Raw genomic sequence first — 20,857 nt, 5'->3', positions numbered from 1 at the left:
TCGGCTGTGCCTGCGGGTGTCGCGGCCACGGTGGGTCTGTTGCAGGCGTTGGGTGAGGCGGATGTGCCGCTGTGGTGCCTGACGTCGGGCGCGGTGTCGGTGGGCGCGGACGATGTGGTTGCCGGGTTCGAGCAGTCGTTGCTGTGGGGTCTGGGCCGAGTTGCCGCGTTGGAGCAGCCCGGCCGTTGGGGCGGCCTGGTCGATCTGCCCGAGGCGCAGGACGACGGGGCCGGTGATCTGCTGGCTTCGGTGCTCGCCGGGATCAGTGGCGAGGACCAGGTCGCGCTGCGCGGTGGCAAGATCCTCAGCCGCAGGCTGGTCACCGCTCCGGTGGGCAAGGCGTCCGGGAATGGTTGGTCGCCGCGTGGCACGGTGTTGGTCACCGGTGGCACCGGCGCCCTGGGCGGCCACGTGGCGCGCTGGCTGGCGATGCACGGGGCCGAACACCTGTTGCTGACCAGCAGGCGCGGACTGGACGCCGACGGCGCGGAGGAACTGCGCGCTGAGCTGACCGAGTTGGGTGCCCGGGTCACGATCGCGGCCTGCGACGCGGCCGATCGCGATGCGCTGGCGGACGTGCTTGCGTCCGTCCCCGCCGAGTTCCCGCTCACCGCCGTCGTACATGCGGCGGGCATCGAGCGTTCGGCGACCCTCGCCGACCTCGACCTTGGTGACCTCGCCGAGTTCGCCGACGTACTGACGGCGAAGGTCGACGGCGCGCGCAATCTGCACGAGCTCCTTGCCGACACGCAGTTGGACGCGTTCGTACTGTTCTCGTCCATCGCCGGAGTGTGGGGCAGCAGCGGGCAGGGCGCGTACGCGGCTGCCAACGCGTACCTCGATGCCCTCGCCGGCCACCGCAGGGCTGCGGGTCTGCCCGCCACGGCCGTCGCATGGGGCCCGTGGGGCGGTGGCGGCATGGTCGCGACCACCGAGCAGGCCACGCAGCTGCATCGCTGGGGCCTGGCGACGATGGATCCGGATGTGGCTGTCGCCGGTCTGGCCACGGCCCTCGAGCGCGGGGACGGGAACATCGTCGTCGCCGACGTCGACTGGACCCGGTTCGCGGGGACGTTCATGGCGCAGCGCCCGAGCGCCCTGCTCGGTGAACTGCCCGAGGTGCGCGCCGCGTTCGATGCCGCTCCGGGGGAGCGGGGCAGCACGTCGGCACTCGCACAGCGGCTCGCGGGCCTGGATGAGGCCGAGCAGGAGCGGCAGCTCACCGAGCTGGTCCGGTACGAGGCTGCCGCGGTGCTGGGTCACGTGTCCGGTGACGCCCTCTCGCCGACGCGTGCGTTCAAGGAGCTCGGCTTCGACTCGCTGACGGCCGTGGAGCTGCGCGCCCGGCTCCGCGAGGCCACCGGCATCGCCCTGCCCGCGACCCTGGTGTTCGACTACCCGACGGCCGCGGCCCTGGCGGCCTATCTGCGCGTCGAACTGTCCGGAGTGGACGCAACGCCCACCCCCTCCAACCCGGTTGCTGTCTCCGGCGTGACCGACGAGCCGATCGCGATCGTGTCGATGGCGTGCCGGTTCCCGGGTGGTGTGGCGAGCCCGGAGGACCTGTGGGACGTCCTGCTGTCCGGCGGGGACGCGGTGACGGAGTTCCCCACCGACCGCGGCTGGGACGTCGAGGCGTTGTACAACCCCGACCCGGACTCGGTGGGGACCACGTACCTGCGCTCCGGCGCGTTCATGTCGGACGTGAGCGGGTTCGACGCGGGCTTCTTCGGGATCTCGCCGCGCGAGGCCCTTGCCATGGACCCGCAGCAGCGACTGCTCCTTGAGACCTCCTGGGAGCTGCTCGAGCGGGCCGGGGTCGACTCGGCGTCACTGCGCGGTGAGCGCGTCGGCGTGTTCGTCGGCTCGAACGCCCAGGACTACGGCCTTGTGCTCGGTGACGCGGCCGAGGACGTGGGCGGCTATGTGGCGACCGGCAACGCGGCCAGTGTGGCCTCTGGGCGCCTGTCGTACACGTTCGGCTTCGAGGGCCCCGCGGTGACGGTGGACACGGCGTGCTCGTCGTCGCTGGTGGCCCTGCACCTTGCGGTGCAGGCACTGCGGTCCGGTGAGTGCTCGTCGGCGCTGGCCGGCGGTGTGACGGTGATGTCGACGCCGGGTGCGTTCATCGAGTTCAGCCGTCAGCGAGGACTGTCGTTGGACGGCCGGTGCAAGGCGTTTGGAGCAGGCGCCGACGGCACCAGCTGGGGTGAGGGTGTCGGCATGCTGCTCGTCGAGCGCCTTTCGGACGCCCGGCGCAACGGGCACCCGGTGCTGGCCGTCATCCGTGGTTCCGCGGTCAACCAGGACGGTGCGTCCAATGGCCTGACCGCCCCGAACGGTCCGTCGCAGCAGCGGGTCATCCGCCAGGCACTCGCCGGCGCGGGTCTCACTCCGTCCGACGTGGACGCGGTCGAGGCGCACGGCACCGGCACCAAGCTGGGCGACCCGATCGAGGCGCAGGCGCTCCTCGCCACCTACGGCCAGGACCGCCCCGCCGACCGGCCGCTGTGGCTGGGCTCGGTGAAGTCCAACATCGGTCACACGCAGGCGGCTGCCGGTGTGGCGGGTGTGATCAAGATGGTCATGGCGATGCGGCACGGCGTACTGCCGCGCACCCTGCACGCGGACGAACCGTCACCGCACGTCGACTGGTCGGCGGGCGCCGTGGAACTGCTCAGCGACCAGCGAGAGTGGCCTGCCGCGGACCGGCCGTGGCGCGCCGGCGTCTCGTCGTTCGGCTTCAGCGGTACGAACGCGCACGCCATCATCGAGCAGGCCCCGACGGTCGACCCGGCGGACCCGGCGGACCCGGCAGAAGCTCCGCAGCCGGTGCGTGACGGCGGCCTGGTGCCGTGGGTCCTTTCGGCGGGCGACGAGGGTGCGTTGCGTGGCCAGGCCGAGCGCCTGCTGTCCCTGGTGGACGAGCACGCACCGGTCGACATCGGCTACTCGCTCGCCACGTCACGGTCGGTGCTTGACCACCGCGCCGTGGTGGTGGCCGCCGACCGGTCCGAGTTCCTGGCGGCCTTGACGGCCGTGGCCGATGGCCGGACGACCGGCGCCGTGGTCGGTGGAGTCGCGGGCGAGCCCGGTCGGCTGGGTTTCCTGTTCTCGGGTCAGGGTTCGCAGAGGCTGGGGATGGGGCGTGAACTGGCGGCCCGTTTCCCGGTGTTCGCCGAGGCGCTCGACGCCGTACTGGGTGAATTCGACCCGGAGGTACGCGCGGTCCTCTTCGGTGAGGATGCCGATGCGCTGAACGAGACGGGTGTGACGCAGCCCGCGCTGTTCGCGGTCGAGGTCGCCCTCTTCCGGCTCCTTGAGTCGTGGGGTGTGCGGCCCGATGTCCTGGCCGGGCATTCGATCGGTGAGCTGGCTGCGGCCCATGTGGCTGGTGTGTGGTCGCTGTCCGATGCCGTCAAGGTGGTGTCGGCGCGAGGCGCCCTGATGCAGGCACTGCCGTCCGGTGGCGCGATGGTGGCGATCCAGGCCGCTGAGGCCGAGGTCGCATCGGATCTGCCGGAGACCGTGGGCATTGCCGCGGTCAACGGGCCGAACTCAGTGGTCGTTTCCGGAGTCACCGCTGACGTTGAAGCAGTCGCGGAGCGGTGGCGTGAGGCGGGCCGGAAGGTGTCTCGCCTGAAGGTCAGCCACGCGTTCCACTCGCCGTTGATGGATCCGATGCTCGACGAGTTCCGCCGAGTCCTTGAAGCAGTGTCGTACGAGGCGCCCGAGATCCCCATCGTGTCCACGCTGACGGGGCGTTTGGCGACTGCTGAGGAGCTGACCTCGGCGGAGTACTGGGTGCGGCATGTGCGCGGATCTGTGCGGTTCCATGACGCGGTTGTGGCGTTGTGTGAGCAGGGTGCCGAGGTGTTCGTCGAGGTCGGTCCGGGCGGGACGTTGTCCGCTCTGGGGCTTGGGAGTGTGCCCGATGCGGTGTTCCTGCCCGCGTTGCGTGCGGACAGGGGCGAGGAGACCGCGGTGGTGACCATGGTTGCCGCGCTGCACACGCGGGGCGTGACGGTCGACTGGAGCGCGTACTTCGCGGGCAGCGGCGCCCGGCGCGTGGACCTGCCGACGTACGCGTTCCAGCACCAGCGCTACTGGATGGACGCTCCGCCCGTCGTCGCCGAGGCAGCGCCGAACGCGGACGAGGCACGGTTCTGGGCCGCGGTGGACAGCGAGGAGGCGTCCGCGCTCGCGTCGTCCCTGGGCATCACCGACGACGGTGCGACCGACTCCCTCCGTGCCGTGCTGCCGTTCCTGACGTCGTGGCGACGCCGGAGCCACGAGAAGTCCACGTGGGACAAGTGGCGTTACACCGTCGGCTGGAAGTCCGTCGGTGTCCCGGCGACGACGCCGCCCTCGGGCACGTGGCTGGTCGTGGCGCCCACCGGTGACGAGCGCGCCGCCGTGCTGAGCGGACTGCTCACGGAGAGCGGCCTGTCCCTCGTCGTGGTCGAGCCCGAAGGGGCGGACTCGGCGGACCCCGCGCACCCAGCAGACCGCACGGACCGCACAGCCCTCGTCCACGCGCTGCGCTCCGGCGCCGCGCAGGTTCTCACGCGGGGAGAAGAGGTCGGCGGCGTCCTGTCGCTGCTGGCGTTCGACGAGTCGCCGCACCCCGACCACCCCGCCGTGCCGAACGGCGTGGCAGCCACCCTCGCGCTGGTCCAGGCGCTCGGCGAGGCCGACGTACAGGCCCCGCTGTGGTGCGTGACGTCGGGTGCCGTGGCGGCGGCCGCGGGTGACACGGTCGCAGGCTTCGCGCAGTCCATGGTGTGGGGTCTCGGCCGGGCCGCGGCCCTGGAACTCCCCGCCCGGTGGGGCGGGTTGGCCGACCTGCCGGAGACCGTGGACCAGCGGGTGGCCGCACGGCTGTGCGGGCTGCTCGGCGGGGCGGAGGACCAGGTCGCCGTACGCGGGTCCGGTGTCTTCGCACGTCGCCTCCGCCGGGCCGACCCGACCGATCCGGCCGCCCCGGAATCCGGCTGGACGCCGCGCGGGACGGTTCTGGTGACCGGCGGTCTCGGCGCCCTGGGTGCCAGGGTCGCCCGGTGGTCGGCGGCGCACGGCGCCGAGCACATCGTGCTGGTGAGCCGACGTGGCACCGAGGCCGATGGCGCCGCCGAGTTGGAGGCCGAGCTCGTCGAGCTGGGCGCACGCGTCACGATCGCCGCCGTCGACATCGCCGACCGGGACGGGCTCGCCGCCCTGTTCGACGGCCTGGCGGCCGCCGGAGACCAGGTCGACGCCGTCGTGCACACCGCCGGACTCAACGACAGCACCCCTGTCGGGGAGACCGACCTCGCGCGCTTCGCCGACGTGGTCGGCGCCAAGGTGGCGGGCGCCGCGCACCTGCACGAGCTGCTCGCCGACACGCCGCTCGACGCCTTCCTCTCCTACTCCTCGATCGCCGGCATCTGGGGCAGCGGCGGCCAGGTCGGCTACAGCGCGGCCAACGCCTACCTCGACGCGCTCGCCGAGCACCGCACCGCGCACGGCCTGCCGGGCACGGCTGTGGCCTGGGGGCCCTGGGGCGGCGGTGGGATGGCCGACGACGAGGCGCAGCGCCAACTCTCCCGGCGCGGCCTCCTGGCGCTGCCGCCCGAACTCGCGGTGGGCGCCATCGCCGACGCGGTCGGCGGCGCCACGGCCAGCACGGTCGTGGTGGACGTCGACTGGGAGCGGTTCGCCCCCGCGTTCACCATCGGCAGGCCGAGCCCGCTCTTCGCCGACCTGGCCGAGGCACGCGACGCGGTCGCGGGCCGGACCGCCGGAGCCGACGGTGCCGACGGTGCCGACGGGCCGGACGGATCAGGCCGGGACGGAGCCGAGCTGCGGGACCGGCTCACCGGCCTGGACAAGGCGAAGCAGGACGAACTGGTGCGCGGCCTGGTGGTGGCGCAGGCAGCCGCCGTCCTGGGGCACACCACGGCCGGCGCCGTCGACCCCGACCGGGCCTTCCGCGACCTGGGCTTCGACTCGCTGACCGCCGTGGAACTGCGCAACGGTCTCGCGGCCGCATCCGGCCTGACCCTGCCCGCGACCGTGGTCTTCGACTACCCCACCCCCGCGGCGCTCGCCGACCACCTGCTGTCCGCGGTCCTTGAACCGCACGGCGAGGCGCCCCTGACGCCGGACACCGCGCGGCCGGTCATGACCGACGAGCCGATCGCGATCGTGGCGATGACGTGCCGGTACCCCGGCGGTGTCACAAGCCCGGAGGACCTGTGGCAGGTGCTCCTGTCGGGCGGGGACGCGGTCACGGACTTCCCGGCCGACCGTGGCTGGGACCTGGAGGCGCTGTACGACCCGGACCCCGCGGGCATCGGCACGACGTACTCCCGCAGGGGCGCCTTCCTCGACCAGGTGGCGGACTTCGACGCCACCTTCTTCGGGACCTCGCCCCGTGAGGCCCTCGCCATGGACCCGCAGCAGCGACTGCTCCTGGAAACCTCCTGGGAGGCGTTCGAGCGGGCCGGAATCGACCCGAACTCGGTCCGCGGCGAGCGAGTCGGCGTGTTCGTCGGCTCGAACGTGCAGGACTACGGGCTTGTCCTCGGCGAGGCCGTCGAGGACGTGGGCGGACACGTGGCGACCGGCAGCGCGGCGAGCGTCATGTCCGGCCGCCTGTCGTACACGTTCGGCCTCGAAGGCCCGGCCGTCACGGTGGACACGGCGTGTTCGTCGTCGCTGGTGGCCCTGCACCTGGCGGCGCAGGCACTGCGGTCGGGCGAGTGCGAACTGGCCCTTGCGGGTGGCGTGACGGTGATGTCGACGCCGGGCGCGTTCATCGAGTTCAGCCGCCAGCGCGGGCTGTCCGTGGACGGCCGCTGCAAGGCGTTCTCCGACAGCGCCGACGGCACGGGCTGGGGCGAGGGCGTCGGCATGCTGATCGTGGAGCGGCTGTCCGACGCACAGCGCAACGGCCACGAAGTGCTTGCCGTCGTCCGGGGATCCGCCGTCAACCAGGACGGCGCGTCCAATGGCCTGACCGCCCCGAACGGGCCCTCGCAGCAGCGGGTCATCCGCCAGGCGCTCGCCGGAGCGGGCCTGGCACCGTCCGACGTGGACGCGGTCGAGGCACACGGCACCGGCACCACCCTCGGCGACCCGATCGAGGCGCAGGCGCTCCTTGCCACCTACGGCCAGGACCGCCCCGCCGACCGGCCGCTGTTGCTCGGGTCGGTGAAGTCCAACATCGGTCACACGCAAGCCGCCGCAGGCGTCGCGGGCGTGATCAAGATGGTCATGGCGATGCGGCACGGCGTACTGCCGCGGACGCTGCACGTCACCGAACCGTCGTCGCACGTGGACTGGTCGGCAGGAGGCATGGAACTGCTCACCGACCGGCGCGAGTGGCCTGCCGTGGACCGGCCCTGGCGCGCCGGTGTGTCGTCGTTCGGTTTCAGCGGCACGAACGCCCACACCATCATCGAGCAGGCCCCCGAGACGCCGTCCCCCGAAATCGAAGCGGGGGAGCCGGCAGAACCGACCGTCGTGCCGTGGGTCCTTTCGGCGCGAACCGCCGAAGCCCTTCGGGAACAGGCGTCCCGCCTCGGCGAGGAGATCGAGCGCGCCGACTCGGCCGTGTCGGTCGCCGACATCGCCCACTCACTGCGGTCCCGCTCGGTGTTCGACCACAGGGCCGTCGTGGTGGGCATCGACCGGCAGGAGTTCCTCGCCGGTCTCACCGCCCTGGCCGACGGCCGCGAGGCGCCGAACGTCGTGACCGGAGCGGCCGAGAACCGCGGCACCGGCACGGTGTTCGTGTTCCCCGGCCACGGCACGCAGTGGGTCGGCATGGCCCTGGAACTCCTCGACTCCTCGCCGGAGTTCCGTACACGGATGGGGGAGTGCGCCGAGGCACTCGACGAGTACGTCGACTGGTCGCTCCTCGACGCGATCCAGGACCCCGGCCTGATGGAACGTCTTGACGTCGTGCAGCCCGCGCTGTTCGCGGTGATGGTGTCCCTTGCCGCCACCTGGCGTTCCTGGGGCGTCGAGCCGAGCGCCGTACTGGGGCACTCACAGGGCGAGATCGCCGCGGCGTGCGTCGCGGGCGCCCTGTCCCTGCGGGACGCGACGCGTCTCGCCGTCCTGCGGAGCAAGGCGCTGACCGCCCTGTCCGGCCAGGGCGGCATGGTCTCGGTCGCGCTCGGCGTGGACGACGTACGGGAACTCATCGCGCGGTGGGACGGACAGCTCGCCGTCGGCGTGGTGAACGGTCCCGCGTCCGTCGTCGTCTCCGGTGACGCCGCCGCGCTGGACGAGCTGATGGAGGCCTGCACCGAGCAGGGGACATGGGCGCGGCGGGTCCAGGCGGACTACGCCCCGCACTCCCACCACGTCGAACGCGTCGAGACGGAAATCCTGGAAGGCCTCGCGGACGTGACGCCGCGCTCCGGCGACGTGCCGTACTACTCGCCGCTGACCGGCGGCTGGCTGGACACCCGTGACCTGGACGCCTCCTACTGGTACCGCAGCCTGCGGCAGACGGTGGAGTTCGCGGACTCCGTGTCCACCCTGGTGGCGGAGGGCTTCACCACCTTCGTCGAGGTCAGCCCGCACCCCGTCCTGGTGGCCGGACTCGGCGAACTGGCAGGCCCCGAAGGCCTGGTGGTCGGCTCGCTGCGGCGCGGTGACGGCGGCAAGGACCGACTCCTGAACTCGGCCGGCAGCCTGTTCGTGCGCGGCGGCCGGGTGGCCCTGCCGCTCCCCGACGCGCGGCACGTGGACCTTCCCACCTACCCCTTCCAGCGCAGCCGCTTCTGGCCCACGACGGCACACGCCGCGTCCGGCGACGTGACCTCGGCCGGCCTCGGGCGCGTGGACCATCCCCTGCTCGTCGCCGTCACCGAACTCGCGGACTCCGAGGGCCTCGTGTTCAGCGGCAGACTGTCCCTGCGCACCCACCCCTGGCTCACCGACTACCGACTCCTGGACACCGCCGTGCTCCCCGGCGCGGCCTACGTGGACCTCGCGCTGCGCGCCGGCGACCACGTCGGCTGCGCGTCCCTGGACGACCTGGTCATCGAAGCGCCCCTGGTACTGCCCGAACGGGACGGCGTCCAGATACGGCTCAGCCTCGACGGCCCTGACGCGTCCGGCGGACGGGCGTTCACCGTGGACTCCCGAGGAGACGAGGGGGGTGGCTGGACCCGCCACGCCACCGGCACCCTGACGGCCGATACACCCCCCGTCACCGACGACCTCGTCGTCTGGCCGCCGAGCGAGGCCGAACCGCTCGACGTCGACAGCCACTACGCCACCGTCGCCGCCTCCGGCCTCGACCACGGCCCCGCCTTCCAGGGCCTGCGCGCCGCCTGGCGCAAGGGCGACGAGGTGTTCGCCGACGTGGCGCTGCCGGACGGCCTCGCCGACGAGAGCTTCGGCCTGCACCCGGCTCTCCTGGACGCCGCTCTGCACGCCGTCGGGCTCGGGGTGAGCTCGGACGGGCTCCCGTTCTCGTGGTCCGGGGTGCGGCTCCTCGCGACCGGTGCGACGGAGCTGCGGGTCAGGCTGACGCCGGTCGGCGTGGACGCCGTGGCGGTGCTTGTCGCCGACGGCTCCGGCGAGGCGGTCGCCGCCGTGGACGAACTGATCCTGCGCCCCTTCTCGGCCGACCAGCTCAACGCCGCACGCTCCGCCCACCGCGACTCGCTGTTCGAGGTGAAGTGGGTGCCGATGCCGGACGCAGCTCCCGAGAGCGGCGCCTGGGCGGTCATCGGCAGCGGCACCGCCCGCATCGCCCACGCGCTCACCGCGGCCGGCGAACCGGTCGACGAGCACGCCGACCTGGCCGCACTCCTCGCCGCCGCCGACGCAGGCGCGCCCGTGCCCCGGTACGTGGCCGTGACGCCGGGCGAGGGCGCGACGAGCCCCCGCGAGGCGACCCACCACACCCTCGACCTGCTCCAGAAGTGGCTCGCGGACGACCGGTTCGCCGCGACGCAGCTCGTGTTCCTGACGAGCAGCGCGGTACCGGCAGGGCCGGACGAGGACGTGACGGACCTGGTGCGGGCTCCCGCATGGGGCCTGGTGCGGTCGGCACAGTCGGAGCACCCGGCGCGGTTCGTGCTCGTCGACGTGGACGCGAACGAGAAGTCGCTGCGCAGGCTGCCCGCCGCCGTGGCGACCGGGGAACCGCAGATCGCCGTCAGGAACGGCACCGCCACGGTGGCCAGGCTGGCGCGGCTCACCACCCCGGCCGACGCTCCCGAGCAGACGGCGTTCACCCCCGACAGCACCGTGCTGATCACCGGTGGACTCGGCGTGCTCGGCGGCGTGACCGCACGGCACCTCGTCACCCGCCACGGAGTCCGGGACCTCGTACTGACCGGAAGGCGCGGCCCGGCCACACCGGGCGCGGACGACCTGCGCCGGGAACTGGCCGAACTGGGCGCACGCGTCACGGTCGTCCGGTGCGACGTCGGAGACCGCGCCGCGGTCGCCGCGCTCCTCGCCGAGCACCCCGTGACCGCCGTCGTCCACACGGCGGGCGTCCTGGACGACAGCGTGATCGAGTCCCTCACCCCGGAGCACGTCGACGCGGTGTTCGGACCCAAGGCCGACGCCGCGCTCCACCTGCACGAGCTGACCCTGGAGAAGGACCTCACGGCATTCGTGCTGTTCTCCGCCGCCGCCGGTGTCTTCGGCGGCCCCGGCCAGGGCAACTACGCGGCCGCCAACGCGTTCCTCGACGCGCTCGCACAGCACCGCAGGGCCGCCGGGCTGCCCGCGACCTCCCTTGCCTGGGGCCTGTGGGCCGAGGCGAGCGGCATCACAGGGCACCTCGACGACGCCGACGTGCAGCGGATGGCGAGGGGCGGCATGACCCCGCTGTCCTCCGCCGAAGGCATGGCGCTGTTCGACGCCGCGCACACGACCGGCACCGCGACCGCGGTGCCCGCCGCGATCGACCTGGCCGCGCTGCGGGCCCACCCGGAACAGGTACGGCCGCTGCTGCGCGGCCTGGTTCCGACGCCCGCCCGCCGGTCCGCACGGTCCGGCGACGGCGGCCCCGGCGAGGTCCCGCTCGCCCAGCGGCTCGCAGGACTCACCGAAGCGGAGCAGGACCGGGCCCTCGTACAGCTCGTCCGCACCCACACCGCGGCCGTGCTCGGCTTCCCCGGACCGGAGGCCGTCGAGGCGGACCGTGCCTTCAAGGAACTCGGCTTCGACTCGCTCACGGCCGTGGAACTGCGCAACAGGCTCGATGCCGAGGTCGACTCACGACTGCCCGCCACCCTGGTGTTCGACCATCCGAACCCGGCGGCCCTCGCGGCCCACCTGCGCACGACGGTGCTCGCCGGCGACGGCACACCCGCCGCCGCGGTGCTCAGCGAGCTGAACAAGCTGACGGTCACCATCTCCAAGCTCGACCCGAACGACGTCCTGGCCGGGGACATCCGGCTGCGGCTCCGGTCGCTCCTGTCCACGTGGGACGAGGGCGAACCCGAGGCCGCGGCGGACGACTTGACCGCGGCAACGCTCGACGACGTCTTCGACATCATCGACGACGAACTCGGAAAGTCCTGACCAGCGGTTACGGACTCTGACCAACCTGACAAGCCGGTACGGACTCTCATCAACACGGGGTACGGGCTCTCACCCAGAGGGGTATCAAGCACATGTCGAACGACGACAAGGTCCTCGACTATCTGAAGCGCCTGACCGCGGACCTGCGGCAGACCAAGCAACGTCTCCGTGAGGTCGAGGAGAAGGACAGCGAGCCGATCGCGATCGTCGGCATGAGCTGTCGCTTCCCCGGCGGGGTCGAGTCGCCCGAGGACCTGTGGCGTCTTGTCGAGTCCGGTGCGGACGCGGTGGCCGGCTTCCCCGCCGACCGCGGCTGGGACCTGGAGTCGCTGTACGACGAGGACCCCGACCACACGGGCACCACCTACGCCCGCGAAGGCGGGTTCCTGTACGGCGCGACGGAGTTCGACCCCGGCTTCTTCGGGATCTCGCCGCGTGAGGCCGCGGCGATGGACCCGCAGCAGCGCCTGCTCCTCGAGACCTCCTGGGAGGCGTTCGAGCGGGCGGGCATCGACCCGAACTCGCTGCGCGGCAGCCGGTCGGGCGTGTTCGTCGGCACCAACGGCCAGGACTACGCGGCGCTGCTGATGGCCGCGCAGGAGGAAGTCGAGGGCTACGCGGGCACGGGCATCTCGGCGAGCGTCATCTCCGGCCGCCTGTCGTACACGTTCGGTCTTGAGGGCCCGGCGCTGACGGTCGACACGGCGTGCTCGTCGTCGCTGGTCGCCCTGCACCTCGCGGTGCAGGCATTACACAAGGGCGAGTGCGAGCTGGCCCTTGTCGGCGGTGTGACGGTGATGTCGACGCCGGGCTCCTTCATCGAGTTCAGCCGCCAGCGGGGTCTCGCCCCGGACGGCCGCGTCAAGGCGTTCGCCGACGCCGCCGACGGCACCGGCTGGGGCGAGGGCGTCGGCATGCTGCTCGTGGAGCGCCTGTCCGATGCCCGGCGCAACGGCCACCAGGTGCTCGCGGTGGTCCGCGGCTCTGCGGTCAACCAGGACGGTGCGTCCAACGGCCTGACCGCTCCGAACGGCCCGTCGCAGCAGCGCGTCATCCGCCAGGCGCTGGCAAGCGCGGGCCTGACTCCGGCCGACGTGGACGCCATGGAGGCGCACGGCACCGGTACGAAGCTGGGTGACCCGATCGAGGCGCAGGCGCTCCTCGCCACCTACGGCCAGGACCGCCCCGCCGACCGGCCGCTGTGGCTCGGTTCGGTGAAGTCGAACATCGGTCACACGCAGGCGGCTGCCGGTGTGGCGGGCGTGATCAAGATGGTCATGTCGATGCGGCACGGCGTGCTGCCGAAGACGCTGCACGTGGACAAGCCGTCGTCGCATGTGGACTGGTCCGCGGGTGCGGTGGAACTCCTGACGGAGACCCGGTCGTGGCCTTCGACGGGGCAGCCGTGGCGGGCGGGTGTGTCGTCGTTCGGCGTGAGCGGCACGAACGCGCACACCATCATCGAGCAGGCACCGGAGGCTGAGCAGTCCCCGGAAGCCGACCAGTCCTCGGGAGCCGAGGAGTCGACACCCGGTGCTGGGGCGTCCGTTCCGGTCGAACTGGCGCCGTGGGTGCTGTCGGCGCGGAGCGCCGATGCGTTGCGGGAGCAGGCGGTGCGGCTGCTCGCGGGTGTGCTCGGTCTGGACCCCGTGGATGTCGGGTACTCCCTCGCGACGACGCGGGCGTCGCTTGAGCAGCGCGCGGTCGTCATCGCGGATGACGCGGAGACCCGGCTGACAGCTCTGACCGCGCTGGCCGAGGGCAGGCAGGCGGCGGGAGTGGTGACGGGTTCCGTTGCCGGCGGCCTGCTGGGTTTTCTGTTCTCGGGTCAAGGGTCGCAGCGGCTCGGGATGGGGCGCGAACTGGCGGCCCGTTTCCCGGTGTTCGCTGAGTCTCTGAATGCCGTGCTGGCGGAGTTCGGGCCTGAGGTCCGTGAGGTGTTGTTCGGTGAGGATGCTGATGCGCTGAATGAGACGGGGGTGACGCAGCCTGCGCTTTTCGCGGTGGAGGTGGCGTTGTTCCGTCTCCTTGAGTCGTGGGGTGTGCGGCCGGATGTGCTGGCCGGGCATTCGATCGGTGAGCTGGCTGCTGCGCATGTGGCCGGTGTCTGGTCGCTGTCCGATGCCGTGAAGGTGGTGTCGGCGCGTGGTGCGTTGATGCAGGCGCTGCCGTCTGGTGGCGCGATGGTGGCGATCCAGGCCGCTGAGGCCGAGGTCGCATCGGACCTGTCGGAGACCGTCGGGATTGCTGCGGTCAACGGGCCGTCGTCGGTGGTGATTTCGGGTGTGTCCGCTGATGTGGAGGCGGTGGCTGAGCGTTGGCGTGAGGCGGGGCGCAAGGTGTCCCGGCTGCGGGTGAGCCATGCGTTCCACTCGCCGTTGATGGACCCGATGCTCGACGAGTTCCGCCGGGTGCTTGAGGGCGTGTCGTACGAGGCGCCTGCGATCCCCGTGGTGTCGACGCTGACGGGCCGGTTGGCGACTGCTGAGGAGCTGACCTCGGCGGAGTACTGGGTGCGGCATGTGCGTGAGTCGGTGCGGTTCGCCGATGCCGTCGGGGCTCTGGTTGCCGAGGGTGTGGGTACGTTCGTCGAGGTCGGACCCGGCGGCACGCTGTCGGCGCTGGGCCAAGAGTCCGCGCCGGACGCCGAGTTCGTCCCGGTTTTGCGCAACGACCGCCCGGAGCAGGCGGCACTGACCTCCGCGATCGCGGAAGCGCACGTACGGGGCGTTCGCGTGGACTGGGCCGCCTACTTCGAGGGCAGCGGGGCGCAGCGCGTCGATCTGCCGACGTACGCGTTCCAGCGCGAGCGCTTCTGGTTGGACGTGCTGCCCGGGGTCGGCGATGTCGCGGCGGCCGGACTGGGTTCGGCGGACCATCCGTTGTTGGGTGCTGCTGTCACGGTGGGTGGCACGGACGGCGTGCTGCTGACTGGGCGGTTGTCGGTTCAGTCGCATCCGTGGCTGGCTGATTATGTGGTGCAGGGTTCGGTGCTGTTGCCGGGTACTGCGTTCGTCGAGCTGGCGGTGCGTGCGGGGGATCAGGTCGGGTGTGACCTGGTGGAGGAGTTGGCGTTGGAGGCGCCGCTTGTTCTGCCCGAGCGCGGTTCGGTGCGGGTGCAGGTGTGGGTCGGGGCCGAGGACTCGTCGGGCCGGCGTGAGCTGAGCTTCCACTCCAGTGTGGGTGACACTGACGACGGCCGTGCGTGGACCCGGCATGCCACGGGTGTGCTGGGGGCAGGCGGCCGTTCCGGTGGGGTTCCGCTGGCCGAATGGCCGCCGGCGGGTGCGGAGGTCGTGGACCTGGAGGGGTTCTACGGCGGGTTGGCGGAGCTGGGCTTGGGTTATGGCCCGGTGTTCCAGGGGTTGCGGTCGGCTTGGCGCAAGGGCGATGAGGTGTTCGCCGAGGTTGAGCTGCCTGAGGGTGTGAAGGCTGAGGGGTTCGGTCTGCACCCGGCGCTGTTGGACGCGGCGCTGCACACGGTTGGCCTGACTGACGGCGATGTTGATGGCTTGCCGTTCTCGTGGTCGGGTGTGCGGCTGCACGCCTCGGGCGCGACGGCGCTGCGGGTGCGGTTGGCACCTGCGGGGTCCGATGGAGTGTCGTTGGTCGTGGCGGATGGGGCGGGTGCCCCGGTCGCGAGCGTGGACTCGCTGGTGCTCCGTCCCGTGGCGCTTGAAGAGTTCGCCGGTGACGGTCACGACGATGCGCTGTTCGGCGTCGAGTGGGTGTCGGTGCCCCTGGCCGGTGACGTTGTTCCGACGGTCGAGTGGACCCACCTGGAGATGCTGGCTGGGGCGGCGGAGCTGCCTGACTTCGTTGTTCTGCCGTGCCCGGTCACTTCCGGGTCCGACCCGGTGGCCGGTGTGCATGAGGCGGCGCACTGGGCGCTGAATGTGGTCCAGTCCTGGCTTGATGACGGGCGGTTCGACGCGTCGCGTCTGGTCATCGTGACCCGTGGCGCGATCGCTGCTACGGCCGATGACGACGTACGGGATGTCGCTCAGGCGGCGGTGTGGGGTCTGGTGCGGTCCGCTCAGTCGGAGAACCCGGACCGGATCGTGCTGGTCGACCTCGACGACGAGGCGGCCTCGCGCGACATGATGCCGTCCGCGCTGGCCACGGGTGAGCCGCAGTTGGCGGTGCGTTCGGGCGCTGTCAGTGCCCCGCGCCTGGCCAGGGCTCGGCAGTCCGTGGTGGATGACCCCGGCTTTGGTGCCGGTGCGGTGCTGATCACTGGCGCCACGGGCACGCTGGGTGGCCTGGTGGCCCGGCACCTGGTCGCCGAGCGAGATGTGCGCAACCTGCTCCTGGTGAGCAGGCGTGGCGCCGCGGCCGAGGGCGCCGAGGAACTGCGTGATGAACTCACCGCGCAGGGCGCCGAGGTGGCGTTCGCGGCGTGTGACGTCTCGGATCGGGATGCGGTGGCAGCGCTGCTGGCCGAGCACGAGGTCTCTGCCGTGGTGCATACGGCGGGTGTGCTGGACGACGGCACGATCGGTTCACTGACCGCCGAGCGAATCGACACCGTGTTCCGGCCGAAGGTCGACGCGGCCTGGCACCTGCACGAGCTGACCCGCGACATGGACCTGTCCGCATTCGTGATGTTCTCGTCCGCCGCCGGTGTGTTCGGTGGCGCGGGGCAGGGCAACTATGCGGCGGCCAACGCGTTCCTGGACGCGCTCGCCCAGCACCGTCGGGTGGCCGGGCTGTCCGCCACGTCGTTGGCGTGGGGCCTGTGGGCTGATGCGGATGGCATGGCCGGCAGCCTCGATGAGACTGATGTGCGGCGGATAACCAGTGGCGGCGCGATACCGATCGGCGCGGCTGAGGGCTTGGCGCTGTTCGACGCGGCGGGTTCCACGGGGCGTGCCGCGCTGGTGCCGATCCCTCTGGATCTGCCGGTGTTGCGTCGGCAGGCGCGTTCCCACCCCGTGCCGTACCTCATGCGCGGCCTGGTGCGGGGCAGTGCACGTAGGGCTGTTGAGTCCGGCCTTGTTGTTGCCGGGTCGGCGCTGGGGCAGTCGCTGGCGGTGCTGCCCGTCGCGGAGCGGGAGAAGGTGCTGCTGGACCTCGTGCTCGGGCACGTGGCGATGGTGCTTGGTCACAGCTCGGCGCAGGCCGTCGCGCCTGAGCGGGCGTTCAAGGAACTGGGCTTCGACTCGCTCAGCTCTGTCGAGCTGCGGAACCGGTTGAATGCGGCGACCGAGTTGGCGTTGCCGGCCACGCTGGTCTTCGACCATCCGACTCCTGCCGCGCTCGCGGCGCATCTTGGCGCCGAGTTGCTGGGTGGGGTGGTCGATGTCGTGGCCAACGAGCCCGTTGCGATGGTGACCGATGAGCCGATCGTGATCGTCGGCATGAGCTGCCGCTTCCCCGGCGGTGTCGAGTCGCCCGAGGACCTGTGGCGCTTGGTGGCCGGGGGAGGGGACGCGGTGTCGCCGTTCCCGACGGACCGCGGCTGGGACATCGACTCGCTCTACGACCCCGACCCCGAGCAGTCGGGCACCACGTACAGCCGCATGGGCGCCTTCCTGGACGATGTCGCGGACTTCGACCCGGCGTTCTTCGGGATCTCGCCGCGTGAGGCCGCGGCGATGGACCCGCAGCAGCGGCTGCTTCTTGAGACGTCCTGGGAGGCGTTCGAGCGGGCGGGCATCGACCCGAACTCGCTGCGTGGCGGCCGTTCCGGTGTCTTCGTCGGAACGAACGGCCAGGACTACGCGGCGTTGTTGATGGCCGCACAGAAGGAAGTCGAGGGTTACGCGGGCACCGGCATCTCGGCGAGCGTCATCTCCGGCCGCCTGTCGTACACGTACGGCTTTGAGGGCCCTGCGGTGACGGTGGACACGGCGTGCTCGTCATCGTTGGTGGCGCTGCACCTGGCGGTCAACGCGCTGCACAAGGGCGAGTGCGAACTGGCGCTGGTCGGTGGCGTGTCGGTGATGTCGACGCCGGGCTCCTTCATCGAGTTCAGCCGTCAGCGGGGCCTCGCCGCGGACGGCCGCGTCAAGGCGTTCGCTGATGCCGCCGACGGTACTGGCTGGGGTGAGGGTGTCGGCATGCTGCTCGTGGAGCGTCTTTCGGATGCTCAGCGCAACGGCCATCAGGTGCTGGCCGTCGTACGGGGATCCGCCGTCAACCAGGACGGTGCGTCGAACGGTCTGACCGCGCCGAACGGCCCGTCGCAGCAGCGCGTGATCCGCCAGGCACTCGCCAGCGCGGGCCTGGAGTCGGTCGACGTGGACGCCATGGAGGCGCACGGCACCGGCACCACGCTCGGCGACCCGATCGAGGCCCAGGCGCTCCTCGCGACGTACGGCCAGGACCGCCCCGGCGACCGGCCGCTGTGGCTCGGTTCGGTGAAGTCCAACATCGGTCACACGCAGGCGGCTGCCGGTGTGGCGGGTGTGATCAAGATGGTCATGGCGATGCAGCACGGAGTGCTGCCGCAGACGTTGCATGTGGACGAGCCGACCTCGCAGGTCGACTGGTCGGTCGGTGACGTCGAGCTTCTCACCGAGGCCCGCCCCTGGCCGGAGACCGACCGGCCGCGCCGGTTCGGTGTGTCGTCGTTCGGATTCAGCGGCACGAACGCGCACACCATCATCGAGCAGGCCCCGGAGGTCGAGGAGTCGACTCCCGCTGTGGCTTCTGTGCCGGTCGGCCTGGTGCCGTGGGTGCTGTCGGCGCGGAGTACCGAGGCGCTGCGGGAGCAGGCGGCACGGCTGGTCTCGGGCACGGTTGATCTGAACCCTGTGGACGTCGGCTTCTCCCTCGCGACGACGCGGGCGTCGCTTGAGCAGCGTGCGGTCGTCATCGCTGACGACACGGAGACCCGGCTGACAGCTCTGACCGCGCTGGCCGAGGGCAGGCAGGCGGCGGGAGTGGTGACGAGTTCCGCAGTCACCGGCCTGCTGGGTTTCCTGTTCTCGGGTCAGGGGTCGCAGCGGCTGGGGATGGGGCGTGAACTGGCTTCCCGTTTCCCGGTGTTCGCTGATGCTCTGGATGCTGTGCTTGCGGAGTTTGGGCCTGAGGTCCGTGAGGTGTTGTTGGGTGAGGATGCTGATGCGCTGAATGAGACGGGTGTGACGCAGCCTGCGCTGTTCGCGGTCGAGGTGGCGTTGTTCCGGCTGCTTGAGTCGTGGGGTGTGCGGCCGGATGTGCTGGCGGGGCATTCGATCGGTGAGCTGGCTGCCGCGCATGTGGCTGGTGTGTGGTCGTTGTCTGACGCGGTCAAGGTGGTGTCGGCGCGCGGTGCGCTGATGCAGGCGTTGCCGTCTGGTGGCGCGATGGTGGCGATCCAGGCCACCGAGGCCGAGGTCGCGTCGGACCTGTCGGAGACCGTCGGGATTGCCGCGGTCAACGGGCCGTCGTCGGTGGTGATTTCAGGTGTAGCCGCTGATGTGGAGGCGGTTGCTGAGCGGTGGCGTGAGGCGGGGCGCAAGGTGTCCCGGCTGAAGGTCAGTCACGCGTTCCACTCGCCGTTGATGGATCCGATGCTCGACGAGTTCCGCCGGGTGCTGGAAGCAGTGTCGTACGAGGCGCCGTCGATTCCGATCGTGTCCACGCTGACGGGGCGTTTGGCGACTGCTGAGGAGCTGACCTCGGCGGAGTACTGGGTGCGGCATGTGCGCGGATCTGTGCGGTTCCATGACGCGGTTGTGGCGCTGTGTGAGCAGGGTGCCGAGGTGTTCGTCGAGGTCGGTCCGGGTGGGACGTTGTCCGCTCTGGGTCTTGGGAGTGTGCCCGATGCGGTGTTCCTGCCCGCGTTGCGTGCGGACAGGGGCGAGGAGACCGCGGTGGTGACCACGGTTGCCGCGCTGCACACGCGGGGCGTGACGGTCGACTGGAGCGCGTACTTCGCGGGCAGCGGCGCCCGGCGCGTGGATCTGCCGACGTACGCGTTCCAGCACCAGCGCTACTGGCTGGATGTATCGCCCGAGGATCGAAGCCAGGGGCTGTCGCTGGCGGAGACGCGGTTCTGGGAGGTCGTCGAAGACGGTGACCTCGCTGATGTAGCCCGTACGTTGGATGTGTCGTCGGATGCTCCGCTGAGTGCGGTGCTGCCGAGGCTTTCCGCGTGGCGCAAGGAGCAGTTGGGGCGCTCCACGGTGGAGGGCTGGCGATATCGGGTCGAGTGGCGGTCGGTGGCCGCCGGTAGTCGGGAGTTGGGCGGTGCCTGGCTGGTCGTTGCGCCGGCCGGTGAGGAGCGCGCCGAGTGGGTCGGCGGCGCGCTGACCCGGAATGGCGCGGACGACGTACACGTCCTGCATGTTGACCCGGAAGTGGCCGACTGGGCGGAGCAGTTGGCTGGTCTGTCGGCTCTGAGCGGCGTGGTGTCGCTGCTTGGGCTCGCTGATGCGGGCGATTCGGCTGTGCCTGCGGGTGTCGCGGCCACGGTGGGTCTGTTGCAGGCGTTGGGTGAGGCGGATGTGCCGCTGTGGTGCCTGACGTCGGGCGCGGTCTCGGTGGGCGAGCGCGAGGGTGTTGCCGGGTTCGAGCAGTCGATGCTGTGGGGCCTTGGCCGAGTTGCCGCGTTGGAGCAGCCCGGCCGCTGGGGCGGCCTGGTCGATCTGCCCGAGGCGCAGGACGACGGGGCCGGTGATCTGCTGGCTTCGGTCCTCGCCGGGACCAGCGGCGAGGACCAGGTCGCGCTGCGCAGTGGTGAGGTTCTGGGGCGCAGGCTGGTGCCCGCGCCCCTGGACAAGGCCTCCGGGGCGGGCTGGTCGCCGCGTGGGACGGTCCTGGTCACAGGTGGTACCGGTGCGCTCGGTGCGCACGTCGCCAGGTGGCTGGTGGCGAAGGGTGCCGAGCACCTGCTGTTGACCAACAGGCGTGGACTGGACGCCGACGGCGCGCAGGAGCTGTGTGCGGAACTGACCGAGTTGGGTGCTCGGGTCACGATCGCGGCCTGCGACGTCGCCGACCGAAACGCCCTTGCGGATGTGCTGGCGTCGGTTCCTGCCGAGTTCCCGCTCACTGCGGTCGTGCATGCGGCGGGTATCGAGCGGTCGGGCGTTCTTGCCGACCTTGATCCGGCTGATCTCGGCGAGTTCGCTGATGTGTTGTCGGCCAAGGTGGATGGTGCGCGCAACCTCCACGAGCTGCTGGGTGACCGGCAGTTGGACGCGTTCGTGTTGTTCTCGTCCATCGCTGGCGTGTGGGGCAGCGGCGGGCAGGGAGCGTATGCGGCTGCCAACGCCTACCTGGACGCCCTTGCCGGCCACCGCAGGGCGGCGGGTTTGCCTGCGACGGCGGTTGCGTGGGGTCCGTGGGGTGGTGGCGGCATGGTCGCCGGTGCCGGTGG

2 protein-coding genes are annotated in these 20,857 nt (G+C 71.5%); both read left to right on the top strand.

The window, feature by feature from the left end:
- The first annotated feature begins 39 nt into the window (after positions 1 to 39).
- Positions 40 to 11,547 carry a type I polyketide synthase gene (locus AB0G47_RS40595; RefSeq protein WP_360781069.1) on the top strand — a complete coding sequence of 3,836 codons (11,508 nt, stop codon included), beginning with the start codon at positions 40 to 42 and terminating at the stop codon, positions 11,545 to 11,547.
- A gap of 92 nt (positions 11,548 to 11,639) precedes the next feature.
- A partial coding sequence (locus AB0G47_RS40590) for a type I polyketide synthase (protein WP_360781066.1) occupies positions 11,640 to 20,857 on the top strand: 9,218 nt, incomplete at its 3' end.

The organism is Streptomyces sp. NPDC021622 (assembly GCF_040640795.1).
In the GTDB taxonomy this organism is placed as follows: Bacteria; Actinomycetota; Actinomycetes; order Streptomycetales; family Streptomycetaceae; genus Streptomyces.
Note: the sequence above shows the minus strand (reverse complement) of the source record. Positions and strands in the feature narration are given on the sequence as shown.